We start from the raw sequence: 25,964 nt of genomic DNA, 5'->3' as shown, positions 1-25,964 counted from the left end.
CGCTCACTCTGCCGCTCGGCGATACATCGCAACGTAGCGTGCCCGTGCAATCACTTTTCCGTGCATCTGATAGGCAACGAGGGCCGGGCTCGATGTGGCGTTCACGTCGATACTTGGCACGGCGAGCGCCGATGCCGTGACGATGTATCGGTGCGATTCCCCCTGAGGCGGGCAAGGGCCGCCGTATTTCGCCGCCCCGAAGTCGGTCAGCGTTTCGATGGCCCCGGCAGGCATCCGCTTCGGATTGCCGGACGCGCCTTTTTCGATCGACGCTTCCGACGCCGGTATATTGACGACGCCCCAATGCATCCAGCCCAGCCCGCCGGTCGGGGCGTCTGGGTCGTGAATGGTCACGACGACGCTCTTCGTTCCATGAGGAAGATGGGACCACGAAATGCGTGGCGAGACGTTGTCGCCGTGGCAGCCGAATCCGCCGTAGACCTGTTCGTTCTCGAACCGGCCGCGGTTCAGGCCATCGACTTTAACGGAGAACGCACCCGCGACAGCGATCGTCGGCACGATCGACAAGAGCATTGCAGAGCAGAGGGTCGAGCGCGGAAAGAAGTTGAATCGCACGGTGTACTCCGTTGAAAAGGAGGGCGCTTCTGCAGGGGGCGAGAACGACCCGGCCGAGCGGGGCGGGACGAGACGACACTTGCGCTGCCAGGGTGCTGGCGCGCATGCCGCCCGCCCCAAGATCACCGTGCAGGCTTGCGTGCGTTCGCCCGACCAAGTACGGACGCGTCCCGCATCGGCCGCCGACGCTCAAAAATCAATCAGTAGTCCCACAGAACAGGCACAAAGCTGAAACCGTTCCCCTTCTTTGCAACGTGGCCGACGGACGGGAACGCGACATGTGCCGCGGCCAGCAGAGCGCCGGTCTCGGCGGCTTCGTTCAACAGCGAGATACGTACGTCCACAGCGGCTTCAGGATCGTGCTCGAAGCCGTTTTGCCAGTCGGGATTGTCGAAGTTGACTTCGAAAATCGCGTCGCCCACGAACGTCAGCTTTTCGCCGTTCGATGCGACATCCACCACGCAGTGCCCCGGCGTGTGCCCCCCCGTCACGCGCGCCGACACACCCGCTGCAACTTCCACGGCCCGATCGAACTGCACGATGTTTTCGCGATAGAGTTCCACGAACTTCGAAGCTGCCTTGCGGAGCGCGGGAGGAACCGTTTCCGGCATCACCGTCTTGCTGAAATCCGGATTTTTCCAGAACGCCACTTCCTCGGCCGATACATGAATGCGCACGTCCGGACGCAGCCTGGCCTTGATACCGTCGACGTTCAGCCCGCCGACGTGATCCATGTGCATATGCGTAATCACGATATCGGTGATCGCAGCCAGGTCGATGCCGGCCGATTCCAGTCGCATCACCGACTTCCCTGCACGCGTGAAGTACTCAAATCCGTCGCCGACACCCGAGTCGATCAGGATCAGGCGTTCGCCGCTACGCACGAGTGCGATGTTCAGTGCCCAGTCGAACATGTCACGTTGCAGGAAACGGCCGTCGAACCACTCGTTTCTGTCTGCTTCGCTCACGTTGGTGGACATGGTGGAAGTCGGCAGCGGCAGAACGCCGTCGCTGATCAGCACGACGTCGACGTTACCCACGCGCACGGCGTAACGGGAAGGCACGAGTTCTCCCGATCCTTCTTTGCCGAGCCCGGAGGTAACCGGCTGCACATTGCGGGTCGTTTCGCTCATCTTCGATTGTCCTGTTGGTCAAGTGGGTGAGGCGCTCGGCGCGGCGCGATTCACGAGCGCGGCCACGAATTTCGCTCGCCTGGTTTCGCTCGCATTTCAACCGAACGTGAGACGGATTGTAGTCAGGGGGAGGCAAACGCCAGTAGCGTCGGGAATGCACACACCGCGTTGTCCAACCGGCAACAATCGACGTCCGGCAGGCAACACGAGCCGATCCGTCACCCGTCGTGTTTGAGCGTTCGACCGGATCCTTCGACAGGAGGTGGATTTCAGCGCAAATCAGTTCACCGTCGGCGCCGACCTTTTTTCTCTCGAAGGGCAACGCCGCCGTGCATGTGTCCAACCGCTGGCGCTAGCGCGGTTCAGCCGTCAGTTGTCGCAACTGTTCGAGCAGCTTGACGGCGGGACTCGGCAACAAACCGTGCCGACGCCGAAATGCGGTCAACGTGCGCCGCCCGACCACCCCCGGCAATTCGAGCGTATCGAACACCCCCGCCTTGCTCTCCGTCACGTACATCGGTTCGGCCATCCAGCTCAGAAAACCGGATCGGGCGACGAGACTCTTCAGCACGGTGATCGATCGGGTTTCGACCACGACGTTCGGCAAGCCGAGCCCGTTTGCGACGAACACCTGCTGCATGTGCTCGAACGGCGCGGTGCCGCGCGGCGGGATCGCCCACTGCTGATCCAGCGTATCGGCCAGCGTGATCCCGGGCTTTGCCCGCAGCGGGTGATCGAGCGCCGCCACCACGTAGCTGTTGTCCTCCCAGCGACAGTCCTCGATCGCGACGATCTCCTCGGTGTCGGGCATCACCATGCTGAGTGCGAGATCGATTTCGCGCTGCACCAGCGCCTCGGCAAGACGATCCCAGACGCCTTCGATGACGTGAACGCGCAAATTGGGCCACTTCTGCAACACGCCGCTCACGGCGAGCGGCAGCACGAGGCTCGCGATGCTGCCTACCGCACCGCAGCGAATCGTCCCGCGTGCGAGCCCGCGCATCGCGTCGATCTCTTCACGCGCCTGCTCCGCCTCGCGCTGCAACAGAATCGCGTGCGGCAGCAGCGCCTCTCCCACCGCCGTCAGGTGCATGCCGCGCGTATGGCGCTCGAATAAAGGGGCGCCAACCTCATCTTCGAGCCGGCGGATCGCGCGGCTCAAGGCCGGTTGAGTGACGTGCAAGGTCTCGGCCGCGCGCCCGAGACTACCGGCCGAAGCGATCGTGACGAATGCGTGAAGCTGCTGGAGATTGAAAGTCATGCCTGAAGGTAATGCCTTTTTGCGAAATCAGCAATTTCGGATTCTTCCTGATGTTTCGATAATGCGTTCACCAGAACCGTACTGAACGACAGGAGACTTCAATGGAGCTCAGCCTCCCGCCGCTAGGCGCCCCGGCAGTTTCCGCCGCGCGCGCTTGCGCCCGGTCCGGGTGAGAGCGCATGTCGGTCGCCGTCGCGCTGCAAGCGCCGAGTGAAGCCCGTCTCGCCGAGGACATCGGCGTCGAAGAAATCCAGGAGACAAACGATGAAGACAGTGTCGATGCTCATCGACGGTGAGGTAGCGTCGCGCGCGCCCGCCGCCGCCGCCGGCGTCGAGGATGCCGAGGCAGCGGTGGACGCCGCGGCCCGCGCATTCCCGATCTGGTCGGGATTCGGCCCGCTCAAGCGGGGCAGCGGCTTCCGGTGCTTCGGCGGCCGCGCGGGTGTCGCGGAATTCACCGACTTGCGGGGGATTACCCTGCAGACCACTCTCCACCACGATCCGTTCTGAGGAGCACGCCATGCAGATCGCCATTCTGGGTGCCGGTGCGATGGGCTCGTTCTTTGGCGGCCGCCTCGCGCTTGCGGGGCATTCGGTCAGCCTGCTCGATATCGACGACGCTCATCTCGCATCGATTCGCAGCCACGGCCTGCGGCTTTCGACCGATTCCGGCGAGCAAATCGTGCGCAATCTCGTCGTGCTGAGGCCGGAGGAGGCCGGCAAGCCCGTCGACGTCGTCATCGTCTTCACGAAGACGATGCATACGACCGCCGCACTCGCTGCCGCGAGCGCCGTACTCGGCCCTGACACCGTCATCCTGTCGTTGCAGAACGGCCTGGGGAACGCAGAACGGCTCGCCCGTTCCGTCTCGCCCGACCGGGTCATGGTCGGCGTCACCACGTGGCCCGCCGACAAGTCGGAGCCTGGCGCCGTCAGCTCGCATGGCCAGGGCACGATCCGGCTGATGAACGCGAACGGCACGCATACGAGCGCGCTCGAACAGACCGTGCATGCGTTGAATGACGCCGGCCTCTCGTGCCATGTCGATCCCGACGTCTGGGCCGCGATTTGGGAGAAGGTTGCATTCAACGCCGCCCTCAACAGTCTGTGTGCCGTGACGCAATGCACGGTCGGCGAATTGACGAATACTCCAGACGGCGAAGAACTGGCGCTGAAGATCGTTTCAGAGGTGATGGCCGTCGCGCGTGCGCTCGGCATTTCGGCAAGTGAAGCGCACGTGGCGTCGAATGTGCGCGATGCGCTCGCCCATCATCGTACGCATCGGCCATCGATGCTGCAGGACGTGCTGGCCGGCCGGCGCACCGAGATCGAAGCGATCAATGGCGCGGTGGTCGAGGCTGCTCGCAAGGCCGGGGTGGAGGTGCCATATACGAACAGCGTGGCCTGCCTCGTCAGGCTCGTCGACGCGCGTACACGTCAGTCGGGCGGCGCGACGGCTCGACACTGAAGCGCGTGGCGGTTGCCGCCGGGCGCTTCGTCGAAGCGTCCGTCAACACATCCACGCAGCTGGCCGCGGTGCGGAGCGTCACGCAAATCGGCGCATCGGCGACGATCACCCGTTCCTCTCGACCTCGTTCCGACCGCACCCTGAACTTCTCGCGGAACGACTCATGCGTCGAGACATGCGCACAGCGCTTGGGCGATCGCATCGAGCGGTGTGCCGGGCCCGAACGTCGCCGCGACGCCCTTCGCCTTCAGATGGCGAATATCCGCGGCCGGAAAGATGCCACCCAACACCACCGGAATCCGGGCGCGATGCAATGCCAGTTCGTCGAGCAGCCCTTCGACGAGCTCGAGGTGGGCGCCCGACAACGACGAAATGCCCACGATATCGGCGCCATGCGCCTGCGCGGCTGCCGCCACGGACGCCGGTTGCTGAAACAGCGGCAGGCGCAGGACGTCGAATCCGGCGTCCTCGAGCGCGGCTGCGACGACGGCCGCACCGCGGTCGTGTCCGTCCTGGCCGAGCTTGGCGATCGCGATGCGCGGCCTGCGTCCCGCGCGTTTTGCCAGGCGGTCGACGCCGAACCGGTGATGCCGGCGAGCGAGCTGACCGACACGGCCGCGTGTACGGGCGGGTTCGGAATGCGCTTCAGCGCGTCGCTGACGACGCTCGGATCGCCGCATTGAATGTGTGCAACACGTCGATCACTTTCGACTATCTGCCGGGCAGCGGTGGGACCTCATGACGCAATCCGTGTGCAATGGTTGCGCGGCACGCGTCAGACGGATCGCGACGGGTCGAGCCGTTCTTTCGCTCCAGGACCGATAGGAAACTTCATCGCGTCGTGGAAGGGATTTTTTCTATCTTTGACTACCACGGCGCGAAGCACCCGACCAGAGCAATGCAAGCAATTGCCGCGAAGGCAGAACCGGCTCGTCAGACGAGCGCAATCCGGGCAAGCGATGCCACGCCACGCCGGGTTCGCGATGATGCTGTTGGTGATAGTTGATGTTGTACGGCCAGATAAAGAAGCGGCCCAGTAACCCGACGCGCCACGAATAAGTCCAGTCATTCCAGCCAGCCGTGACACCCGGCCCGCCGCTGTGCTCTGCAATACTACGGATCTTCTGCACCAGCGCCCCAATTGTCACAAGAGGAACGAACCAAAGCGCCGCAAGCGTCAACAGTTCGCGTACTGTGCATGCATGCAGGAGCGGCACGAGCAGGATGCCCCAAGTCGCTATCGCCGTAAGCAGCGGCAGTGACATGGACGCACCACGCCCGTTCGCACGCCGGTATGCGCGCATGTTTTTCACCATGTTGACCAGGAACAAATCACCGAGCAGTTGCCGGACGAGCGGGAGTGTGTCGAGTGGCTCGAATTTCCATGGCTGCGCGTGGTACAGATAATTCCGCTCTGGATCTTCCGAAGTCCCGACGTGACGATGGTGTGCGAGATGCAGCGGGCGATAAAACTCGATGGGCACGAGTCCCGGTACGCCGATTGCCAAGTTGATCAGAAAGTCGTTCGCGAAACGGCGGCGGGTCAAATGATAGTGTGTCGCGTCGTGATACAGAATGAATAACGCGTGTTGCCGGGTCGCGACAACAACGGCAGCGACGAGGTAGCCTCCCCAATGCCCCACCGATAACGCAACTCGCAGCATAACTACGATACATAGCCATTCAAGCAACAATGCGGCGGCCGTACGCAGGTCAACGTCGAGACGAATGAGCACGATCGTCGCACCGCCAACGCCAATACCGAGTGCGAGTCCCGCGAGCATGTCCGCGATCAGATGCTGCCCGGTCGTCAAAACCGTGAGCGCCAGCATTGCGCTCCACGCAGCGTAATAGCGCGCTGCACGGACACGTAGCGCAGCCAATACCACGGTTACAGCCACAGGCAGCGCAACATGCCCGCATGGACTCGCGGCGAGTGGCGCGTCGATCCGATACAGCCACGCGATCCATCCTGTCGCAGCCGGCGACCGGCTCACGGCAGTCGGCCATAGCAGATGACTGACGATGCACAGGCCTGCGGCAAGCGCACCTGCGAAAAACGCGGGCAGCAGCCAATTTCGGCATCGGCCGAACCAGACGATCGACGGCATCACGAGCGCGTAACTCAAATAAAGCGGCACGCTGGCGGACACGCGCGGAATGACCGCATCGTACGGCCCCGGACGCAACAGCGCCACGGGTGCCATCGGCGCGTGTGTGACCCAGAAGTACAGCGCACCCGACACGACGACATAGATTGCGAGCCAGCGCCACGCGTCGAACGCTGACGGTATATAGGAGGCGGAAACAGGAGGTATGGCGCGCATGTGAAAAAAGGAGCGGCTCAATCGCGTATCATGATAAATCGTTTCAGCTCGCATGAATAACGACGCTATGCCGCTTCGAGCCAGTTCCATGACACGTGCGCAGCTGCGCGACGTCGACGTTGCACATATGTACGCGCTCTACTCGACCTGTTACCGGGATACGGAACAGGCACGTTTCGAACACGATCTCGACGACAAGACACATTGCGTCATCATGCGCGATGACACCGGCAAGCTGCGCGGCTTCTCCACATTGAAACTATATGAACAGCAGTGGTGCGACACCACACTGCGCATCCTGTTTTCCGGCGACACGATCGTGGATCCGGCCTGCTGGGGCAGCCAGCAACTCGCGTTTTGCTGGATTCGACTCGCAGGTGAGCTCAAACGCAACTCGCCCGACGTGGCACTATACTGGTTTCTGATCTGCAAAGGGCATCGTACGTACCGCTACTTGCGAGCGTTCGCGCATGACTTCACTCCGCGATTCGACCGACCGACTGAGCCCGTGAATCAGGCACTGCTCGATCATCTGGCAGTTGAGCGCTTCGGGCACGCATACGACGCCGCGTCCGGCGTGCTCAAGTTTCCGGTACCGCAAGGCCGCCTCGCCCCAGCCCTCGCCGAAGTGCCGGACGTGCATCGACGGCTGCCGGATGTCGCCTATTTTCTGGAGCGCAATCCAGAATACGCATGCGGCAACGAGCTCGCCTGCCTGTGTGAACTGACGCCGGAAAACCTGCGCCCGATGGCAAGACGAATCTTCACCGGTGAATGAGCCGATGACGCGGATCCGGCTAGCCACAGCGGTCGACAACGAACGGCTCCTCGCGTTTCAAACACGTTACGCGATGCTAAGCGGGATGCCGCTTCGCTTCGATCGCTCGCCGGATTACTCCGCACTGCATCGGTGTCATTCGAACGACTATCGAACCTGGCTCGCGGAGGACAGCGCCGGGCGCGTCAAAGGAATAGCCAGCATGGTCGTTCGCGACGGCTACATCGCCGGCGAGAAACAGCGCATCGCTTACCTCGGCGACTTGCGCATCGCACCCGATCGCGAACTGGCGCACACGTGGGTCGACTATGTCGTCGATCGCCTCGCTGATCTCGCCCGGCACGAAGATGTGCAGCATACGTACTGCTGCGTCATTCGCGACAACAGGATCGCAACGCAATCGCTATTCAAGACAGGCAAGCGGACCCGGCTCGGATTTCGACATTGGCGCGGCTACAGTAACGTGTCGATCTATGCGCGGCGTATCGCTGCGCGGAGCGCCAGTTCCGTCAGGATCACGAACGCGTCGGCCGCCGACGCCGACGCGCTCCGCGCATTTCTGGACCAGGAGTCGCGTTCCCAACCCTTCGGTTGCGTCTTTACGGCGGACGAATTCGCGCGCCGCCTGAACGTCTGGCCCGACTTTGGAATCGAGCGCTTTCTGGTCGCACGTAACGCGCAGCGGCGTATCGTGGGCTGCGTTGCTCCGTGGGATGCAGGACGTATCAAGCGCATCGTGTTGGAACGTCTGCCGCGCTCGCTCGGTGCGCTGCGTCACGGCTTCAACGCCATCGCGCCGTTGCTCGGACGCCCTCCCATCGCAGCACCCGGCCAGCCGCTTCAGGACATCTACCTGACTCATCTGCATGTGAGCGGACGCAACCCGGACATCGCACAGGCACTGCTCGATGCGGTCTGGCAACGAGAGCGGAGCCGCTATGCGTTGCTGCAGCTTTGCCTGTACGATCACGACCCGCTATGGCCCGCCTTGCACGGCTATCGGTACACCGCACTGCCGATGGATCTATACACGCTATCCACGCCCGGCGCGAGCGCACTTGATCCGGGCGGCACCGAAGCGATCCCGGGATTCGAAATCTATCTCGTCTGACCGCTCGCGACCGCAGCCGCTCGCGTGTCGTTCAGGAGCGCAACGAGTGCAAGCCAGAAACGCCCCGCATCGAAGCCGGCGCCGCCGAGTACAGGCTGGCCATGGTCGAGATGCGGCACGCACACTTGGGGCATGCCGCGAATCGTCTGGTGATCGAGGTAGAACTGTCCGTCATGCGCACAACCGGGACGGTAGCGGTCGAGGCGTGAGTGATGTGCGTCGAACCGGGACGTGCGTTCTATCGACCAGCTCACGACATGCACACAGTGCAGGCCACCGGGCACCGCAGACAACAGATTCGCGATGCCCGCGTCGCGCCCGCTGCCGATATCGCGCGAGCCTGCATGCAGCCAGCGTGTGCGCAGCAATCTCCCGGCGGCTCGACCCAACCATGCGGGATCGATGCGCGCCCCCCGTTGCTCGAGCAGGCCATCGACGATCGCACTCGGGCCGACGGGCGGCTGAACGAGTGCGATACCGTCGCAGCGAGCACGAAGCCCTGAATCCGCATGCAGAGCCGCCAATGCATCGAGCCCGCCCTTGCTATGGGTAAGGACGATAAAACGGCGATCAGCGGGCAAGCGCGCATACAGGTTGCGCACGATATGCGCGCCCTGCTCGGCAACGGCGCGCGACGAGCGGACCGGCACACGAAGGACTGAGTACCGCGCGGCACGCAACGCCCGCGCAGCATGCCCGAAGCAGGCAGGTATCCATTCGGAATAGAGTCCCGCAACCAGCACGATGACGGTGTCCGGGAATGCGTGAGCGCCATGCGCGTGCCAACATTCGATGAAGCGCCCGGTCCAGTCGAGTGCTGCGGGCGCCGGTTCGAACGGCGTCAACGGGTAGTGTTGCCGCCACTCGTCGAAGCCGGACGGCGACCATGCCGGACACCGTGCGCTCATGCCGGCTCCGTTGTCACGCCATCGGCAGCGAGCGCCGCGCGGGCAGCAGCCAGCGTGGCTGGATTCCCGATTCGGGCAGGGTGAAAACGCGGCGAGAACCATGCCAGCCACGCAGGCAGCACGCGGGTAACGATGCCCGGCGCGCCGAACAGCCACCAGCCAAGCTGTGCCCAGCTTCGCCAATTGCCGGCGTCGCGGTCGGCACACGCGAGACGGACGATGAAATAGCCCAGATCGACGACGAAGCATGCCGTAACGCCGAGCATCGCCGCCGTCCGCATGAAATAGCGCTTGATCGCGCCGCCGCCGCAAGCGCGAAATACGTCGAACGCGACGGCCTTGTGTTCGGTTTCCTCTATCGCATGCCACCGCCAGATCGCGGCCATCGACGGGTCGACGCCGTCGAGAATGGCCGGATCGCGCAATAGCAGATCGGCCAGAATGGCCGTGTAGTGCTCAAGACATGCCGTGAAGGTCAATTGAAGCAGCGGCGAAGCGACACGCCGGCATTGTTGCTGCCGTCTCCGCATGAGCGCCTCGAGTGCGTCGACCGGCATGCCCTGGCGAGCCAGGCGCCGGTTATACGCGCGGTGCTCGCGGATGTGAGCGGCTTCCTGGTACAGGAAAGCATCCACTTGCGCGGCGAGCGTGCCGTCGGCCGGCAGCGCGTCGCAGTACTGCCTCACGCTATCGACAAAGAACTTCTCGCCAAGCGGAAACATGATCGAGAACGCGTCGAAAAAGCGCGTCACGCGGCGGTTGTCACGATACCAATAGCGCGGAATGTGGTCGGCGAAGCAAAAACGCGGATTGCGCCGACGGATGTCTGCCGCGTCGTTGCGGCGTTCATGCGTTGAATCGTCGGTTCGTTTGGCGTACATGGTCGTGGCCGATCGTGGCGTAACGCGCAGGGTCAGCGCAGGCGGGCGTATTGTTCGATGATGGCGATCGAAGGTATGCTCTGCGTCGCCGCCACCATCCATGTCCGAATTGTATGTTCGTTGCCAATGCAAGCGCCATAGATAATCGTTCGCGACGGTTCGATCGGCTGAATCTCTGCGTGCTCGCGCTGCAGAGCGTTGCATGGGCCGGCATCCTGACGTGGCTGTCGCATGGTACGAGCCCCTTGCGCTGGGTGTCGCTCGTACCGTTCTGCCTGATCATGCAAGGTGTGTTTTCGATGATGCACGAAACATTCCACGGTTTCGGGCATCGGCGCGGGGAAATCAACTACTTGATGATGTGGTGGGCATCGACGATGTTCGGCGCCGCAGCAACGCTGATCCACGTGAATCATCTCGGTCACCACGTGCGGAATCGAACGCCTGCGGAGCGGGTGGACTTCGTCGAGCCGGACGTTTCGCTGTGGCGCAAGCGAATCGAATACTACGTGGCGATCGTCGGCGGCATTTGGTTGGCGAGTTTCGCGGGCAGCTTCGTCCTGGCCGTGCTTCCGAGTCGCATCCCGCATGGTTGGGCGAAGTACGGACACGACAACACGTATGCGGCTGCGTTCAGGGACTTCGACCAGGCCGACTTTCGACGAATTCGATACGAAACCCTCGCAGCCGTGGCCGCGTGGATTGCACTGGGTGCATTGCTGGACTGGCGCGTGCTCGACATCGCGATTGCCTACCTCGCATTCGCGTTTTCGTGGTCGTCGCTCCAATGGGTGTATCACATGCACACTCCGCTCGACGTTGTCGAGGGCACATACAACATGCGTGCCCCCGCACTGATCCGCTGGGCGTTCCTCAACTTCAACTACAACCTGACGCATCACCGGCATCCGAGCCTGCGCTGGCAGGAGCTTCATGCATGCTCCGACGCAGCGGAGACGCGACCGCTGTGGTACGGTTGGCTGCATGTGTTCGAGGCGCCCCGGCGTTTGCCCAGCGATCCGACACAGCTCGAAAAGACCTATTTCTGACGAGAGGACGCACGTGCGTGCACAGGATGCGTGGGCCACGTTTGGCGCGGCAGCAGAACCCTTCCGTCGCGCGTGGCTCAGCGCGCTCGATGCGCCGGGCGACGCGCAGGCGGCCTATCTGTCACGCTTGCTCGCCGCGAATCGGAACACGACGTTCGGCATTGCCAACGGGTTTGCCGATATCGCAGATCCGGCACAATTTCGCGAGCGCGTGCCGGTGGCCCCCTACGCCGGCATGTCCCGATGGATTGATCGTGCACTCAAGGAGTCCGCTCCGATCCTGACCGCGCAAGCGCCACGCTTCTTCGAGCGCACGAGCGGCGGCAGCGAGCAGCAAAAGCTCATTCCCTATACGCCGGCCTTTCTCGAAGAATTGCAGTTCGCGCTGATCGTCTGGCTCTCCGATCTGCATCGCGCCGTGCCCGGCGTCGCGGCCGGGCGCGCGTACTGGTCGATGTCACCTCCAATGCACGCGCGCGAACGCGCTCCCAACGGCATCATGATCGGATCGGACAGCGATCTCGAATACCTGGCCGACAGCCCGCTCGTCGATCTGCTGCCGACGCTCGTCGCACCATCGCTATCGGGTGACGGTCGGGCGTGGCGCAACGAAACGTTGCGCGCGCTGATCGCCGCTGAAGATCTGGCCTTCATCAGCGTATGGAGCCCGACCTTCCTGACCAGTCTGCTTCGTCCGCTGTTCGACGAAGCCGAACCGCAACGCGGCGATACGCTCACCTTCCTGTTCGATTCGCTGCCGTCGAACCGTACGGCAGCGCTGCGGCGCGCACTCGACGATGGCCACTGCAGCCGGCTGTGGCCGCAGCTCGCGGCAGTGAGTTGCTGGATGGACGGTCCGAGCAAACACTACGCCGCACATGCCCGCACCTTGTTTCCGCAGGCCGCATGGCTTCCGAAAGGCTTGTTTTCCACCGAGGCGGTGGTCAGCCTGCCGTTCGGCGATATGGCCGGCTGTCCCCTCGCCGTCTGCAGCCACTTCCTGGAGTTCCTGCTCGACGATGGAACCGCGATAGGCGTGGAAGAACTGAAGCCGGGCGATACGGTCGAGGTCGTCGTGACGACCGGAGGCGGCCTGTACCGCTATCGGCTCGGCGATCGGGTCCGTGTGACCGGATATGCGGGACGAACGCCATGCGTGGCCTTCGTCGGGCGGGCTGGCACGCAAAGCGATCTGGTCGGTGAAAAGCTGGACGAAGCCTATCTGGCTGCGTCGCTTTCCGAGGTGCTGCAACCGGGCGATGAAGGTTGCGTGATTCCGTGCGCAGACGCGGATCCGCCCCATTACCTGCTGTTGCTTGCAAGCGGTACGCAGGACGTCGCCGCCCTGCGTGATGCGCTGGAACAGGCTCTCGCCCGCGCTTTTCACTACCGACACGCACGCACGGTCGGCCAGCTTGGCCCGTTGCGCGTGGTTCGTATACCCGGGGGTGCCGCCCAGCTGGCGGATCTCGTCCAGCGAGCCCACGAGCGTGCTGGCATCCGGGCTGGCGACGTCAAACCCCGCGCACTGGTGGCCAAGCCCGCCGTGGCGGACGCACTCCGCGCATTCATCGAGGACGCGTGCTCATGTTGAACATATCGATCGCATCAACGTGCCCCCCGTGCGACGAATCCGAGCCGGACGCCGATGGCGAAGCCTTCGGCGCGCTCGTCGAGCAATGGTACGTCGCGGGCACCGAAGCCGAGGTCAAGCGGGACAAACCGTTCGGCACGCGCGTACTCGGCCTCGGCATCGTGCTATTCCGGGCGGCAGACGGCGAGATCGTCGCGCTCGTCGACCAATGCGTGCATCGCGGCACCCGGTTGTCGGCCGGGAATGTCATCGACGGCTGCCTCGTCTGTCCGTATCACGGCTGGCATTACGACCAGCACGGCCGCGTCACCCGAATTCCCAGCATCGACGGCGCAAGCGCCGAATCGACCGGTACGACCTACCCATATCGTCAGCGCAGGTTGCCGGTGCTGACTCGGCACGGCCTCGTCTGGGTCTATCGCGGGCGAGGTGATCCAGCGCTGAAGCGGCCGTTCGACATGCCGCACCACGGCGAACGGCCGTGGCAGTCGTACTACATGGTCAATACGTTCGATGGCGATCTCGGTGCGCTGGTGGAGAACTTCATGGACGTCCCGCATACGGTGTTCGTGCACGACCGGATCTTTCGCTCATCCACTGGGCGGCGACTACGGGCGACCGTCGAACTGAAGCAGCAGAGCGTCGAGGTCACGTATCACGATGATGGCGACAAGATCGGCATGCTGGACTGGCTGACCAATCCGTCCAGGGAACCGCTTCGGCATACCGATCATTTTTATGCACCGAACGTCACACGGTGCGACTATCACTGGGGTAGCCGTTCGAGTTTTCTGATCATCAGCCAGATCACGCCGCTCGACACGCGTCGATCGCGTGTCTATACATACATCGCCTATCGCTTTTCCTTGCCGGCTGCGGTGCTGCGCGCGCTGAAACCGCTGCTGCACCTCTACACGCATTCCGTGATCCAGCAAGACGTGCGAATCATGCGCGCGCACCGCGAGGGACTCGACAACGCCGCAGGCTTCACGCCGTCGAGCGTGCGCGCCGATGTGGTCCACATTGCGATCGGTCGGTTGTTGGCCGCGACGCAGCGTGGCGAGCCGTTGCCCGATGCGCAATGCGGCACGAAGCCGATGGAATTCGTGATCTGAGCGTCACCGGCGCGATCGGGCGAGGCGCCCGGCTCGACCGGCGCACCGCCCACGTGCCCCGTATTTCCGTTAGCCTCCCGTCTGGTCCTGGCTCGCGATCAGGCGTGCTCCGCATGCCAGCAAGTCGCCGTCGCATGCGGCGACTTGCCCGTCGAACCGGGCGTAACCCGACACCGTCGCAATGAAGGTCAGGCCGTGAATCTCGCAAATCGCGGGATCGTGCAAGCGTGCAATCGCGCGCCCGTTGATTCGCGAGTTCGGCGCCCCGGACACAACGCGTCCGCCGTGGCTGTGCACATCGCCTTCGATGATGTATCGCTTTTGACCCATGACGTGTCGATCCGGTCCGTCAGAAATCCCAGCTGAACGTCTGCGGATGCGCTTGCCGCGACGCGGCGTCCGACGGCGTCAGCATGACGATCGTGGCATGCAGCGGATCCCGCAGGTTGATCAGTGCGCTCGTCTTCCCGTCGCCATAACCCATCATCAGCGCCAGCGCGGTCTGGACCCAGATCGAGCTCGTTCCGGTGTCGCCGCCGATACGGCGTTGCATGTCGAATGCGTCTTTCGGATCGTCAATATCGATATGCTGCGGGTTGTCGTGCAGCGACTGCACCAGCAACGCGAGATTGGCGGTCGAAGAGCCGGTGTCGTAGAACATCCGTCCCGGCTGCTCGCCGGGCGCAAGCGTGCCCACTGCCTGCTGCCAGCCGGCGCGGATCTTTTCGATTCGCTCGCCCTTCTTCAACGGCGCCCCGTGCCCGTTGCTCAGATCAACTCGCACCGGCCGATGCAGATTGGCCAGGACCGGCCATTTGTCGTACTCCTTCAGTTGCCACGTCGTCCACGGAATCGGCACCCACGGGTTCGGCTTGAAGCCGTCCGGTATCTTCAGCGACGCGGTCTTCCAGAACTCGGGGAGCTTCGCCTGCCAATAATCCGCCGGCATCTCCTTTTCACCCTTCTTCCAGTAGGCTTTCTGAAGCTGCCAGAAATAATTCCACAGCTTGATCACGTCATATCGGGTCTGGGTGTTGTCGATTGCCTCTGGTGCGTCCACCACATATGGACGAATCAATCGGTCAACGCGATCCTTTCTCGTCACGAGCAACGCAACGTAACTGTCCGGATTCTTTGGTACGAAGTTTCCATCTTTTGTGGACAAACCCAGGTAATCGGCGCCCGGAGTACCCAAATAGGATCGCGTGTTGATTCCATCCTCAACCAGCAACACTACTGCCGGCAAGTCCGGCTCGCGGTCAAAAATATCAAACGCTCTAGAGACTACATCGTCCCCATACGCAGTATGTATTTCATCGAGTCTCGTATAAATTGTATTGCCAATCCCCGCCCCGTTATCCGCACTACTGATGTGGGTTGCCATCCGGCCCGCATCCGGATCACTCTCGTTTCGGGGCGGCCCGGCCACTATCACGGGAATCGGCCAATAATCGACCCATCCACGCAATGTATAGCCGAAAACGTTGTTCTCGCGCTTATGTCCCGCAAAGCTTCGATCACTACTCGACCACGGATATTGTTTGGGATCTTGCAGGAGCAACGTTCCATTGGTTCCTGCCTCGTCCAGCCGCATCAATAGCGCACGCTGGCGAAACCGGTCAACGGCGACGCCAAAGCGTCGTATCTCCAATGTGAACCGTGCGTCCCGAGATCCGTCCCCGGCAACGACAGCTTCATTTACGCTCGAGGGACGAGCGGCAGCGGGCGTGTCTCGAGGCGGCGAGTCTCGACGCAACGAGGCACCATAGGCGATACTGACGCATGCCGCCAACAATAGCGGCGGCAAGATCAACAGCGACAAGCGTCGATACATTGCAATATTCCCTCCCAAAAATCCCTCCCTTCCAACAACAAACTCAAAGACTGCAATCCATAAGAGAGTCAGGATTGCGAGTGCGAGCAGAAATATTCGTGAAGCCGGTGGTCGCGTGACGTTTGTCGTAATCATGGCGCATCAATTTGTCAATGTACCGATCGTGCTTCTTTTGTATCTTCGCTATTTCGATCTTTCCTGGTTTCACTGACCACACCGTCAGGAAAATCCTTGGGCACGATATTTTCTTCCGGGAAAACTCCGCTTTCGTAATAGCTGCAATTGGCTTTTATTATTTCGGACGTTACGGGGTCGAGCTTTTTGCCGAGTTTTCTCTCGGCTTTTACTATATCGCTCTCCGGAAGTCTCCAATCGGCAATTGCCCGCAGGAGTTTTGCCCAGTCCGGATCGTCCAGCGCACGCGCCTGGCCTACCGATACATCGAACGCGGTCGCACAGCGGTGATTTCTACGACCGCTCATGACCGCCGAGTGATATGAGCTTTCTCCCTGATGATTATTCATCAGCCGAACCTTGGCTTCGTTGAGCGTCTCCTGCCGATAGACGACGATGTGCCCGGGCGACGGCGGTACCGTCGACACGACCCGGCCTACCTTGCACTGATCGTCTGGATCCTTGCCCGCATTCAACGACGCCTCGACCTCGGCGGTGGTCGGCAGCGTCCCATCCTCGCTCGTTGGCCATTCGATGGTTTGTGCGGGCAATGGCTGCAACGCACCTTCGCCACTGTTCGTGCTCAAGGCAATTTCCGCTTCGAGCTGGTCAATGGATTGTTTGCCGGGCGCATACTCGCCAGCATTATTTGCCGAAAGAGGCGTTACCTCCGTTCCAGGCAGCACATTGCCTTCCATTTCGGGATCGAACGGTGGCGTCAATGCTTCGCCATTGATATTGCGCTCGGTACCGACGCTTATCTGCGTCGATTTCACCCATGTCGTGAAGCCGCCGGGCAAGCCATGGGATGTTTCACCCTTTTCCCGCATCGTAAAGTTTCCGGGCGGCGTACCAACCTGAACCGGCTTGCCCTGCCGCAGACGCCGGGTAAAGACACGCTGCCGGAAAGCCGCCGACAGCAGATCGATTTTCTCAGGCTTGCTTCCCCGCTGCGCCGCACGCACGTGGATTGAGTCGGGCAAGCCCGAGCAACCCATGCCATTGACGCCGCGCAGACCGACGGTCGCATCCTCCGGGCTGAAGTACATATACACTTTGCCGCGATTGTCGCGCTCGGCGAACACGACGCATTCGTTGCCTTGCAACCCGCTCAGGCGCGTCGCCTGCACGGGATCCCACGTCGGGCCGACGATGCCGAAATTGTCCCGACCTGGCACGTACTTCAATTGATCGAGTGGTGGCGTCGAATATTTGCCGCTCGCCACAAACCCGGCCAGGTTTGCCAGGGTCTTTGCACGCGCGTAAGCCGTCTGCTGCTGGTCCCCGCGTTGCAGCAGCCGATCCATGAACTCCTCGCTCAAGCTGTAGGGCGAGTCGATCAGGACCAACGTGTCGGCAGGACGGTCAGCCGGGCCACATTGGTTGGGAATCAGCCCCTCGACGAGATAGGCCTGGGCGAGCAGCGATATCAGCGTGCCCTGACTGTGCGCAATGATGTTGACCGTCCCGTCCGGGTCGATAAGGCGGATTTGCCGCACCAATGCCGCGAGCCGCCGAGCTGCCAGCAACATGTAGTGCCGATTTTCCGCCTCGCGAAGCGGGTGCGTCGGGTCGCCCTGCATCCGGTCGAGAATTTTCGTCGTCATTCCCCCTTTGAAATTCGAGTCGAACATGTCGGGGATGTTGTTGGTCGCGTTGGCGAAGAATCCGCCGTTGCGCGCGCGGTGCTCATCGAGGCGGTTGCCGAACCGGTCGACGTACTGGCCGTTGACGGTTTCCTTATTGGGGTCCCGGGGCAAATCCTCCTTCCCGACGCGTAACCCCCAATAAAACGGAATCAACGGGCTCCTTGTCTCTTCGCTTTCCTGCCGACGATAGATGGCGTCGTCCATGTTCTTCATCATGTCGGCAACGCTCACCTGGCTCGGGTCGTTCGCCATGCGGCCGTGCGAGTACTCCGCGCCCTTGAAATCGGTGCGACCGAGGCGGTCGTTCAATCCATCGCACAGTCCGCCTTCGACCGTGCCGAAATCCGTTCCAAGGTCATTCACGCCATGGATCAGGATCGTCGTGCACGGGAAGCGATTTTGTACGTCGGTATTGACGAACGCATCCTGCGGCCGGTTGCAATTGAGAATCGCCTGATGTTCGCCGACGATCCGGGGCGACGAGGTTGTGGTATCGGACATGATCGCCTGCCTTAAACGTCGAAAACCTGAATGTGTGCAATGTGCATCGCGTCGCTCGATGCCAGCTCCGTCAACCCGTGTGCATCCGAGATCCCGTTAATGACCTGGCCATTGCGCAGCGTGATCTTGTATGGACGATTCGGCACGGGATGCATACCGTCGTCACCGTCGGTGCCGGGGTACCGCAAGCGGAACTTCTGATCGGCTCCTCCGCGATTGAACGCCGGCGGCGCAACGTGGTCCGTGTTCGGGCCGACGAAATCATGTCCCGCCGTGTGCGCGGTGAACGCACCGTCGGAACCGACCTCGACGCCGCCACCGACTTTCACGTAGCTTCCGTCTTCCGCGACGAGCCGGATCGACTTGCCCGAGATCAACACCTCGTCGCCGACCGACATGATCTGTATCCCCTTCTGAGCAGTCGCCGCAAGCGTGTCCTGTTGCGCCTGCAAGACAACGGGGCCCTCGCCGGCAATCGCACGGACGCCTTCTCCGCGCCCGAACAGGTGGATGCCCTGGCCCGCCGTCGTGATTACGCGCTGACCGCCGGCGAATTGCAGGTTCTGCCGCGCGATCTGATCGATGTTCTCGCCGGCGTAGGTCACGTAAGTCTTCGGGGTGATATTGAGCGCGCCCGCCTTTGCGCCGAATGCCATCAGCGCCTGAGAGTCGTCTGCGTCGGCGTTCGACGCACGATCGTCGCCTGAAGCGTGGCCGCCCGGCGTCCATCCCTTGAAGGCGGTCACGACAGCTTGCTGCCCCGTCGCATCGGTCGCCGTGCCGCCGTGCTGTCCGGCGTAATCTCCCAACGCCTTGAACAGCTCAGCGCATTCGCCGAGCAACTCGACGAGTTCATTGCGGTCAAGCTGTCCGCCGCTCGCCTGCGTACGCGCGTAAGTCGTCAGAAGCATCCCTTGCGCCGCGCGCAACGCAGCTGCCGCGTCCGTGCGCAATTCGGCGCCTTGGCCGCGGTCTGCACCCTGTCCGTTGTCGCGTGGTTGCGTCAGGTAGCCGAGATTCAACTGGCTATGCGCATGCTCCGATGCAAGCTGCGCGCTGATTTGCTGCGGTGTATCGTCGAGACGAAGCTGGTTGTAGCGTTGCCCCTTGATTTCCTTCGTCTTGATACCGGAGAGAAAGCGATTGCCCGGCAGACTGCCCGTATGAGTGAAACTCGCCGGCATGTTCGCGCCGTTTGCCAGCACGCCGATGATGACCAGCCTGTCCGGATCCCCGCCGAGGCTCCCGAGCAGAACTTCGGTGCCCACCCGCGGCAAGAAAGTCTCCCCGAAATTCGGCCCGGCCAGACTGGATGCCACGCGGATCGGTGCGCTGTCGCTCTCGTTGCTGTTCGTTCCGGCACCCTGCGCGTGCGCATGATCGCGGGAATCCTGACCGAGAATCTGCACGAACACGCAGCCATTCTCGTCGCAACTGACCTCCTCGCCCTCGGCCCCGACCACGCGCCCGGTAATCAACGGCGTCGGCGGAAGGTCAGTCTTGGGATCGTAAAGCGGCGTGAGAGGCGTGCCACGCGGCACGCACGAGAACGTATTTTCGTAGCGCGTATCCTGCCCGGACGGGTCGCCATCGCTCAGCGAGCGTGGCTGCTGAAGCGTGTGGCTGGCGGCGAACAGCGTCTGCGCACGCTCGTTCAACCCTTTGGGCAGATTGTTCCAGATCTCGTGGTGCAGTGACGTAATCACGAATTGCTGCTTGTCGGACGGGAGCGTGCCCCACTCGTCCTCTCCGGCGATCGTGATCCATGAGCCGACTGCGAGGTCGCGAATTCCGCTCACGCCGTCGTATCGAACCGCCTGCGCTTCATGAGCCAGAATGCGATCTTCCGTCATCCGTTCGTGGTCTGCCCACGAGTCCGCCATATGCGGGACGTCGATCACGAAGTCCGATAGCAATTTCGCGAGATCGTTACCCGATTCGCCTTGATCGATCCTTGTCGATGCGCTCGACTGGTCCACGCGGGCATATCGGTAGTCCCACGAAGGTCGCCCCGATTCCCCCGAAATCAGTTGCTGGCGCATCGTCAGAGCGGTGATGGTGTCGCGCTGTTCCGTTCCAGCGTCTCGTGGATGGACGCGCACTGTACCTGCGGCGGACTCGCTCAGTTTCTGAGGGTCATCGCAGAACACCAGCGTATGCACGGGAGGATCGCCGTCTTTCGCCTCCCCGCTCACCCGTCCGGCGCGCACGAACAGCGTGATGCCGTCGCGACGTGCAATCCGGGAGATGAAACGGGCATCAGATTCGTTGACCTGGCGTACGAAAGAGCGACTTGGATAGCGGGATCTGTCGAGTTGGGACAGGTCGAACTCGAACGCCTGCGCGAGGGCAACACTACGCTGTCGCCATTCGCTCAGGACGACTCCAAGTACATCGACAACGCTGACGTTACGGAAGATGCGGGAATTGGTGCGCTTTTGCAGCAGGTTCACCGCGTCGGTCACGGTGAACTGGTAAACCGTCAGCTCCCCGTCGGTCCGGCCGATCTGAACGGCGCTGACGATTGCGTTGATGGCATGCAGTTGGCCACGATCCGTGACGATACCGACTGAGACCGGCGCACCAATGAAAAGCTTCGGAGGCAAATCGCCCTGCTGCGAAATGCAGGTCAGATAGCCGCTGATGCCGGTCATCATGCTTTCGCGGATGCTCGCGTGCTGCAACGCGATCTTCGACGCCAGCGCGTGCTGCGCCTTACCCCAATTCAGCACGACCGGCCGGCGATTCGCATCGATTCCCGATACGAATTTGCGGAACGACTCTCGGATATCCACGACGGTCTCTCAGTTTGATTCGTTATGACCCGCCGGATGTTGCTGTTCTAAATAGCTGGCGGCTGCGCGCGAGTTTACCAAAATGTGACACGGAAATAACAATCGGGGATGCCGACTAACAATTTTTCATGTTATTCGACGAAGAACACTATATTCCGCCGCTCTATCTGGACCGACGCGCAGTGCTCCGAACGTCGGATGTCTCCCGGGCCCCGCCCAAGGCGCGTACACGCTTCCATCGCTGTGTTCGTCTTGGCTAGACGGGCCGAAGTGAATGCTGATGCTATAAATGTGCATATAGCGTGCAATAAAAAGCAGTCGTGGAATCCGATATCACCGGCAGTTCCAGCGATTTCGCCTAATTCATGGCGTCATTGAGAGGACCGACGAGCATCGCTCCGATCGTCTCGGCGAAGCGATTCGCTCTCGCTTTGCACATCCACATCCATATGCAAACGCTCGCGGGGCTGGCCCATGTACACCGTAACATGATGAGCCGTTTGGCAGGCTCCGAGAGCGTACGGAAGTTCCTTGGAGACGCGCCTCGGATCATTCGGGCAGCAACCGATATTTCCGGCGACGTACAGAGCACGCTCTTCTGGTATCGCAATGCCCCGTTGCCAATCCGCAATGCCACAGCAACGATCTCCCGTCTCGAGACGCTGGGCGCCATTTAGGCGGAACTTCCCGTCAACCTCGAGCAGTAGCTATTGAATTGGGAAATTAATAGTTTTGTTCAAATACTGCAAAAAAGGGCCACCGTTTTTCCAGCCTACATCCCCTCCCATCAACATCCGCCCCCCAATAATCCTCCTTGACACCCTATCTTTCGATATATATCTTTAGATATGTTTTACGACATATAGGACACGATCATGCGACACAACTCCTCCCGCGGCCATGCCCGATGCGACGGTCATGGTGCGCATGCGGGCCCTGACTGGTACACCAGTGTCTGGCAACTGATCGGCCGCCATCGACGCGGCCACGATCCGTTCGGCGGCGGCCCGTTCGGTGGCCGTGGCGGACGCGGCGGCTTTGGCGATTTCGGCGACGACGGCATGCCGCGCGGCCGCCAGTTCAGCTCCGACGATCTCCAGCTGCTGCTGCTCGCGCTGGTCGCCGAGCAACCGAGCCACGGTTACGAACTGATCAAGGCGCTCGATACGCGCTCGAACGGCTTCTACAGCCCGAGCCCCGGCATGGTGTATCCGGCGCTCACGTATCTCGACGAAGTCGGCTTCGTCGCGTCGCAGGCGGAAGGCAACCGCAAGCGCTATGCGCTGACCGACGCCGGCCGCGCGCATCTCGATGCACAGCGCGAACGCGTCGACACCTTGTTCGCGCGCCTCACGCACCTCGCACGCAAGATGGAATTCATGCGTCGCGCGTTCGCCGGCGAAGCGGCGGGCAGCGAGGCACAGGACGACACGCAGCCCGGCTGGCTGCCGGAGTTCGTCGAGGCCCGCCTCGCACTGAAACGGGCGCTGCTCCACAAGAGCGCGGCCGATGCCGACGAACAGCGGCGCATCGCGGCAATCATGCGCCGCGCGACGGCCGAAATCGAAGGCGGCACCGGCGCGTAACCCGCGCCGTCCCGTCAAAACCCAAGGAGTACGGATTGATGCAGAACCCCTCCGAACGCGCCGTCACGCGCGTGCGCCATACCCTCAAGTTCCGCCTGCTGCAGGTCGTGCGCGTGCACGCCGTGACGCCGCACCTGCTGCGCGTCACCCTCGGCGGCCCCGACCTCGCGGATTTCGAATCGTCGTCGTTCGACGATCACGTGAAGGTGTTCTTCCCGCCGCCCGGCGCCGAACGCCCCGCGATGCCGACGCTCGGCGCGAACGGCCCCGAGTTTCCCGAAGGCGAACCGAAGCCGGTCGCGCGCGATTTCACGCCGCGCCGTTTCGACCGCGCCGCCTGCGAACTCGATCTGGAATTCGTGCTGAACCATCCGGGCCCCGCATCGCAGTGGGCGGCACAGGCACGCGTCGGCCAATGGCTCGGCATCGGCGGCCCGCGCGGATCGTTCGTGGTCCCGATCGATTTCGACTGGCATCTGCTGATCGGCGACGATACGGCGCTGCCGGCGGTCGCGCGGCGTCTCGAGCAATTGCCGGCCGGCACACGCACGGCGGTCGTGCTGGAAGTCGCGGATCGCACCGCGCAGATCGCGTTCGATACGCGTGCCGACGTGCACGAAATCTGGCGCTTTCGCGACGAAGCCGACGCCGCGGACGGCGACCTGCTGCTGAACGCGGTGCGCGAGCTGCCGCTGCCGTCCTCCGGCGACGGTTACGTGTGGGCGGCAGGCGAAGCGCAAGCGATGCGCGCGGTGCGTCAGTACCTGACCGGCGAGTGCGGCGTCGACAAGTCGCGCATCCGCGCGGCGGCCTACTGGAAGCGCGGCGCGACGGCCGTGCACGAAACGCTGGAAGACTGACGCGGACGGGTGCCCGCGCACGGGCGGGCTTGGCATCGGCGGGGCGGCTGGTATATATCTATGTCTGCGACGCCGCTGTCGGGCGACAGCCGCCGCAGCCCGCCCAGGAGCGCCCGGTCATGACAAGAGAAAGCCACGCTTCGCCTTTCCTTCGCAATCTGAAGATCGCCGGTTATTGCGGCCTGGCGGTCGTCGTGCTCGCGCTGTTCGTCGCGATGTGCGCGATCCTGAAGGAAAGCGCGCTCGAACGTGACGCCGCGCAGCATCCGGGCGAGACGCCCGAACTGCATGAAGCGGGCGGCGGCCCGTCCGCTTCGGCGGAAGCAGCCAAGACGCCCGGTTGACGGCGTCCGGCCCGCACTTCTCCCGCGTAGTCCTGCCGCTCAGGGCGTGCGCTCGCGCCCCATCAGCACCGCGTGCACGACGTCGCCGATCCGTTCGAGCAGCTCGACCACGCGTTGTCCGTACAGGTGCGCGGCCAGCGCGCCGGCCGTGCCGACCAGCACGCCGCCGGCCATGTCGAACGGCCAGTGCACGCCCGCATACACACGCCCCCATGCAATCGCGACGGCCATCGCGGCCATCACGACGCCGGTCAGCCGCGTGGTACCAGCGAGCATCATGCCGACCGCGAGACTCCAGGCAAACGTCATGTGATCGCTTGGAAACGAGCTGTCCGGCGCATGCGGAATCAGTTGCGTGCCGATTCCGGCCATGAACGGCCGCGGCGAAAACCAGAAATGCCCGATCACCTGCGCGAGCGCCAGCGCCACACACGTGCCGACGCCGGCCTCGATCGCCTGGCGGCGCGTCGGGCGTTCGCCGAAGATCCAGGCCAGCAGCAGCATCGCGGGCAGCGCATAGACGAGCCAGTCGGCGGCGAAGATCGCGAGGTGGGCAACGCCGGGGTGCGGCGCGGCGCCGGCATTGAAGGCGGAAAACAGGGTGAGATTGAGGTTCTGCATGAATCCGGTTGCGTGGGATGTCGTGACGGGACCGGCGGTGCCGGTCGGATGCGAACGATGCTAGTGCTCACTCGCTTAAGCAGTGCTTAATGCGCCGGGCGACCGGTGACCAGGACCGAGGCCCGCGCGCGAACGCACTTAGAGCCTGTACTGCAACACAAGTTCACATAATTGTCACATTCACGCGCGACTGTCTCCCGTAAAAGCTCACCGACTATCCCGTAAAGGCTCACCTTTTTCACATCGTGGCGTCACCGGCCCGTGCGAGTATCGGACCGCTCACGCGCGCCATGCCGTTTGCACCGTTCGTCTCAATATTTGCGTCGCAAATCATTCGAAATCGGCAACAATTAATTCCATATGCGGCATCGCACAACGGCAACGCACAGGCATAGGATTACGAGCTTACGAGCACTCATCCACGAAGCGATCAACAACAAGGAGTCCGCATGAAACCCAGCGATGTCCGATCGAAAGCGTTTGCGATGCCGTTGACCAGCCCGGCCTTTCCGATGGGCCCGTACCGTTTCGTCGATCGTGAGTTTCTGATCATCACGTACCGCACCGATCCGGACCGTCTGCGTGAAATCGTGCCCGAGCCGTTGCAGGTCAAGGAGCCGCTCGTCCATTACGAATTCATTCGCATGGCCGATTCGACCGGCTTCGGCGACTACACGGAAAGCGGCCAGGTGATCCCCGTCGAGTACAACGGCCAGGCCGGCGGCTACACGCTCGCGATGTATCTCGACGATCACCCGCCGATCGCCGGCGGCCGCGAGCTGTGGGGTTTCCCGAAAAAACTCGCGTCGCCCACGCTGCACGTGAACACCGACCACCTCCTGGGCACGCTCGACTACGGCAAGGTGCGCGTCGCGACCGGCACGATGGGCTACAAGCACAAGGAACTCGACATCGACGAGCAGACGAAGCGCCTCGCCGGCCCGAACTTCCTGCTGAAGATCATCCCGCACGTCGACGGCACCGCGCGCGTGTGCGAACTGGTGCGCTACTACATGCAGGACATCAGGATGAAGGGCGCGTGGACGGGCCCCGCGTCGCTCGAACTGGCACCGCACGCGCTCGCGCCGGTGGCCGACCTGCCGGTGCTCGAGATCGTCGAAGCGCGCCACCTCGTCGCGGATTTGACACTCGGCCTCGGCGAAGTCGTCTACGATTACCTGGCTCAGTAACACGTCCGCAGTCCTTTCTCCCTGTCAATCCTTTCACCACGGGAATTCGAAATGAGCAACCTGAATGGCAAGACCGCAGTCGTCACGGGCGCCGCAAGCGGCATCGGCAAGGAAATCGCGCTGGAGCTCGCGAAAGCGGGCGCGGCCGTGGCGATCGCCGACCTGAACCAGGACGGCGCAAACGCGGTTGCCGACGAGATCGTCAAGGC

General features: G+C 62.5%; 24 protein-coding genes. 12 read left to right on the top strand and 12 right to left on the bottom strand.

Features of this window, described 5'->3' with window-relative positions:
* Positions 1-3: 3 nt before the first annotated feature.
* The 3 genes from DIE16_RS28395 to DIE16_RS28385 all read right to left on the bottom strand — a co-directional run bounded on the left by DIE16_RS28395 (position 4) and on the right by DIE16_RS28385 (position 2,970).
* Entirely contained in the window at positions 4-534 is a 531-nt protein-coding gene (locus DIE16_RS28395; protein WP_124893865.1) for a YbhB/YbcL family Raf kinase inhibitor-like protein, read from the bottom strand.
* 242 nt (positions 535-776) lie between these two features.
* Complete coding sequence (locus tag DIE16_RS28390; protein ID WP_124524085.1) at positions 777-1,709, bottom strand: MBL fold metallo-hydrolase; 933 nt, start codon at positions 1,707-1,709, stop codon at positions 777-779.
* A 352-nt stretch (positions 1,710-2,061) separates the two neighbouring features.
* A complete protein-coding gene (locus DIE16_RS28385; protein WP_124489030.1) occupies positions 2,062-2,970 on the bottom strand; it encodes a LysR family transcriptional regulator in 909 nt (302 codons plus the stop codon).
* 264 nt (positions 2,971-3,234) lie between these two features.
* On the opposite strand from DIE16_RS28385, the gene DIE16_RS36775 reads away from it, so the two are divergent.
* Positions 3,235-3,480, top strand: a complete 246-nt coding sequence (locus DIE16_RS36775) for a hypothetical protein (protein WP_185735409.1) — start codon at positions 3,235-3,237, stop codon at positions 3,478-3,480.
* A 10-nt stretch (positions 3,481-3,490) separates the two neighbouring features.
* On the top strand, positions 3,491-4,438 hold the full coding sequence (locus DIE16_RS28375; protein ID WP_124893861.1) for a ketopantoate reductase family protein: 948 nt from the start codon (positions 3,491-3,493) through the stop codon (positions 4,436-4,438).
* Positions 4,439-4,599: 161 nt separating this feature from the next.
* Here DIE16_RS28375 and DIE16_RS28370 read toward each other — a convergent pair whose 3' ends face one another.
* Both DIE16_RS28370 and DIE16_RS28365 read right to left on the bottom strand, forming a co-directional pair.
* Positions 4,600-4,974 (bottom strand): cobalamin-dependent protein, encoded by a 375-nt coding sequence (locus tag DIE16_RS28370; protein ID WP_260434461.1) that lies wholly within the window; start codon positions 4,972-4,974, stop codon positions 4,600-4,602.
* Positions 4,975-5,295: 321 nt separating this feature from the next.
* On the bottom strand, positions 5,296-6,855 hold the full coding sequence (locus tag DIE16_RS28365; protein ID WP_260434460.1) for a fatty acid desaturase family protein: 1,560 nt from the start codon (positions 6,853-6,855) through the stop codon (positions 5,296-5,298).
* On the opposite strand from DIE16_RS28365, the gene DIE16_RS28360 reads away from it, so the two are divergent.
* Entirely contained in the window at positions 6,854-7,543 is a 690-nt protein-coding gene (locus DIE16_RS28360) for a hypothetical protein (RefSeq protein ID WP_235879180.1), read from the top strand. The genes DIE16_RS28365 and DIE16_RS28360 overlap by 2 nt on opposite strands.
* Positions 7,536-8,654 (top strand): hypothetical protein, encoded by a 1,119-nt coding sequence (locus tag DIE16_RS28355; RefSeq protein WP_260426310.1) that lies wholly within the window; start codon positions 7,536-7,538, stop codon positions 8,652-8,654. The genes DIE16_RS28360 and DIE16_RS28355 overlap by 8 nt, the downstream gene beginning before the upstream one ends.
* On the opposite strand, the gene DIE16_RS28350 is transcribed toward DIE16_RS28355, so the two are convergent.
* Positions 8,642-9,562 carry a hypothetical protein gene (locus tag DIE16_RS28350; RefSeq protein WP_124530148.1) on the bottom strand — a complete coding sequence of 307 codons (921 nt, stop codon included), beginning with the start codon at positions 9,560-9,562 and terminating at the stop codon, positions 8,642-8,644. The two genes, DIE16_RS28355 and DIE16_RS28350, sit on opposite strands and share 13 nt — an antisense overlap.
* On the bottom strand, positions 9,559-10,443 hold the full coding sequence (locus tag DIE16_RS28345; RefSeq protein ID WP_124524083.1) for a metal-dependent hydrolase: 885 nt from the start codon (positions 10,441-10,443) through the stop codon (positions 9,559-9,561). The genes DIE16_RS28350 and DIE16_RS28345 overlap by 4 nt, the downstream gene beginning before the upstream one ends.
* 113 nt (positions 10,444-10,556) lie before the next feature.
* On the opposite strand from DIE16_RS28345, the gene DIE16_RS28340 reads away from it, so the two are divergent.
* Genes DIE16_RS28340 through DIE16_RS28330 form a run of 3 tightly spaced genes read left to right on the top strand, consistent with a single transcriptional unit; the run spans position 10,557 to position 14,201 of the window.
* The gene (locus DIE16_RS28340) at positions 10,557-11,492 is read left to right on the top strand and encodes a fatty acid desaturase (protein ID WP_044846489.1); all 936 of its coding nucleotides are present in this window, start codon (positions 10,557-10,559) and stop codon (positions 11,490-11,492) included.
* Positions 11,493-11,505: 13 nt separating this feature from the next.
* Positions 11,506-13,086, top strand: a complete 1,581-nt coding sequence (locus DIE16_RS28335) for a GH3 auxin-responsive promoter family protein (protein WP_124524081.1) — start codon at positions 11,506-11,508, stop codon at positions 13,084-13,086.
* Positions 13,080-14,201 (top strand): aromatic ring-hydroxylating dioxygenase subunit alpha, encoded by a 1,122-nt coding sequence (locus DIE16_RS28330; protein WP_124488989.1) that lies wholly within the window; start codon positions 13,080-13,082, stop codon positions 14,199-14,201. Before DIE16_RS28335 ends, DIE16_RS28330 begins: the two co-directional genes overlap by 7 nt.
* A 69-nt stretch (positions 14,202-14,270) precedes the next feature.
* On the opposite strand, the gene DIE16_RS28325 is transcribed toward DIE16_RS28330, so the two are convergent.
* The 4 genes from DIE16_RS28325 to DIE16_RS28310 form a co-directional block, all read right to left on the bottom strand.
* The gene (locus DIE16_RS28325; protein ID WP_124524079.1) at positions 14,271-14,531 is read right to left on the bottom strand and encodes a PAAR domain-containing protein; all 261 of its coding nucleotides are present in this window, start codon (positions 14,529-14,531) and stop codon (positions 14,271-14,273) included.
* Positions 14,532-14,550: 19 nt separating this feature from the next.
* Positions 14,551-16,035 (bottom strand): DUF2875 family protein, encoded by a 1,485-nt coding sequence (locus DIE16_RS28320; RefSeq protein WP_260434459.1) that lies wholly within the window; start codon positions 16,033-16,035, stop codon positions 14,551-14,553.
* Between the two features lie 149 nt (positions 16,036-16,184).
* A complete protein-coding gene (locus tag DIE16_RS28315; protein ID WP_124524075.1) occupies positions 16,185-18,359 on the bottom strand; it encodes a DUF3274 domain-containing protein in 2,175 nt (724 codons plus the stop codon).
* Between the two features lie 11 nt (positions 18,360-18,370).
* On the bottom strand, positions 18,371-21,154 hold the full coding sequence (locus DIE16_RS28310; RefSeq protein WP_124488985.1) for a type VI secretion system Vgr family protein: 2,784 nt from the start codon (positions 21,152-21,154) through the stop codon (positions 18,371-18,373).
* Between the two features lie 875 nt (positions 21,155-22,029).
* On the opposite strand from DIE16_RS28310, the gene DIE16_RS28300 reads away from it, so the two are divergent.
* The 3 genes from DIE16_RS28300 (at position 22,030) to DIE16_RS28290 (ending at position 23,944) form a co-directional block, all read left to right on the top strand.
* A complete protein-coding gene (locus DIE16_RS28300) occupies positions 22,030-22,740 on the top strand; it encodes a PadR family transcriptional regulator (protein ID WP_044846504.1) in 711 nt (236 codons plus the stop codon).
* 38 nt (positions 22,741-22,778) lie between these two features.
* Entirely contained in the window at positions 22,779-23,600 is an 822-nt protein-coding gene (locus DIE16_RS28295; RefSeq protein ID WP_185500428.1) for a siderophore-interacting protein, read from the top strand.
* A 119-nt stretch (positions 23,601-23,719) separates the two neighbouring features.
* Positions 23,720-23,944 (top strand): hypothetical protein, encoded by a 225-nt coding sequence (locus DIE16_RS28290; protein ID WP_124488982.1) that lies wholly within the window; start codon positions 23,720-23,722, stop codon positions 23,942-23,944.
* Between the two features lie 39 nt (positions 23,945-23,983).
* Here the strand turns inward: DIE16_RS28290 and DIE16_RS28285 are convergent, their stop codons facing one another.
* Entirely contained in the window at positions 23,984-24,565 is a 582-nt protein-coding gene (locus DIE16_RS28285; RefSeq protein WP_124488981.1) for an undecaprenyl-diphosphatase, read from the bottom strand.
* A gap of 449 nt (positions 24,566-25,014) precedes the next feature.
* Here DIE16_RS28285 and DIE16_RS28280 point away from each other — a divergent pair, with 449 nt between their 5' ends.
* A complete protein-coding gene (locus DIE16_RS28280) occupies positions 25,015-25,755 on the top strand; it encodes an acetoacetate decarboxylase (protein WP_044846508.1) in 741 nt (246 codons plus the stop codon).
* 51 nt (positions 25,756-25,806) lie between these two features.
* Positions 25,807-25,964 (top strand): SDR family NAD(P)-dependent oxidoreductase (locus tag DIE16_RS28275; protein WP_124523396.1); only part of this gene is annotated, 158 nt, incomplete at its 3' end.

This window comes from Burkholderia sp. Bp9090 (genome assembly GCF_003857985.1).
In the GTDB taxonomy this organism is placed as follows: Bacteria; Pseudomonadota; Gammaproteobacteria; order Burkholderiales; family Burkholderiaceae; genus Burkholderia.
Note: the sequence above shows the minus strand (reverse complement) of the source record. Positions and strands in the feature narration are given on the sequence as shown.

What these genes read in the sequence shown, in the direction of transcription:
- DIE16_RS28315 (WP_124524075.1), bottom strand. Translation starts at nt 18,359, where the DNA reads ATGTCCGATACCACAACCTCGTCGCCCCGGATCGTCGGCGAACATCAG.
- DIE16_RS28320 (WP_260434459.1), bottom strand. Translation starts at nt 16,035, where the DNA reads ATGTATCGACGCTTGTCGCTGTTGATCTTGCCGCCGCTATTGTTGGCG.
- DIE16_RS28365 (WP_260434460.1), bottom strand. Translation starts at nt 6,855, where the DNA reads ATGGAACTGGCTCGAAGCGGCATAGCGTCGTTATTCATGCGAGCTGAA.
- DIE16_RS28385 (WP_124489030.1), bottom strand. Translation starts at nt 2,970, where the DNA reads ATGACTTTCAATCTCCAGCAGCTTCACGCATTCGTCACGATCGCTTCG.
- DIE16_RS28375 (WP_124893861.1), top strand. Translation starts at nt 3,491, where the DNA reads ATGCAGATCGCCATTCTGGGTGCCGGTGCGATGGGCTCGTTCTTTGGC.
- DIE16_RS28360 (WP_235879180.1), top strand. Translation starts at nt 6,854, where the DNA reads ATGACACGTGCGCAGCTGCGCGACGTCGACGTTGCACATATGTACGCG.
- DIE16_RS28390 (WP_124524085.1), bottom strand. Translation starts at nt 1,709, where the DNA reads ATGAGCGAAACGACCCGCAATGTGCAGCCGGTTACCTCCGGGCTCGGC.
- DIE16_RS28350 (WP_124530148.1), bottom strand. Translation starts at nt 9,562, where the DNA reads ATGAGCGCACGGTGTCCGGCATGGTCGCCGTCCGGCTTCGACGAGTGG.
- DIE16_RS36775 (WP_185735409.1), top strand. Translation starts at nt 3,235, where the DNA reads ATGAAGACAGTGTCGATGCTCATCGACGGTGAGGTAGCGTCGCGCGCG.
- DIE16_RS28285 (WP_124488981.1), bottom strand. Translation starts at nt 24,565, where the DNA reads ATGCAGAACCTCAATCTCACCCTGTTTTCCGCCTTCAATGCCGGCGCC.
- DIE16_RS28340 (WP_044846489.1), top strand. Translation starts at nt 10,557, where the DNA reads ATGTTCGTTGCCAATGCAAGCGCCATAGATAATCGTTCGCGACGGTTC.
- DIE16_RS28280 (WP_044846508.1), top strand. Translation starts at nt 25,015, where the DNA reads ATGAAACCCAGCGATGTCCGATCGAAAGCGTTTGCGATGCCGTTGACC.
- DIE16_RS28395 (WP_124893865.1), bottom strand. Translation starts at nt 534, where the DNA reads ATGCTCTTGTCGATCGTGCCGACGATCGCTGTCGCGGGTGCGTTCTCC.
- DIE16_RS28345 (WP_124524083.1), bottom strand. Translation starts at nt 10,443, where the DNA reads ATGTACGCCAAACGAACCGACGATTCAACGCATGAACGCCGCAACGAC.
- DIE16_RS28330 (WP_124488989.1), top strand. Translation starts at nt 13,080, where the DNA reads ATGTTGAACATATCGATCGCATCAACGTGCCCCCCGTGCGACGAATCC.
- DIE16_RS28300 (WP_044846504.1), top strand. Translation starts at nt 22,030, where the DNA reads ATGCGACACAACTCCTCCCGCGGCCATGCCCGATGCGACGGTCATGGT.
- DIE16_RS28290 (WP_124488982.1), top strand. Translation starts at nt 23,720, where the DNA reads ATGACAAGAGAAAGCCACGCTTCGCCTTTCCTTCGCAATCTGAAGATC.
- DIE16_RS28295 (WP_185500428.1), top strand. Translation starts at nt 22,779, where the DNA reads ATGCAGAACCCCTCCGAACGCGCCGTCACGCGCGTGCGCCATACCCTC.
- DIE16_RS28325 (WP_124524079.1), bottom strand. Translation starts at nt 14,531, where the DNA reads ATGGGTCAAAAGCGATACATCATCGAAGGCGATGTGCACAGCCACGGC.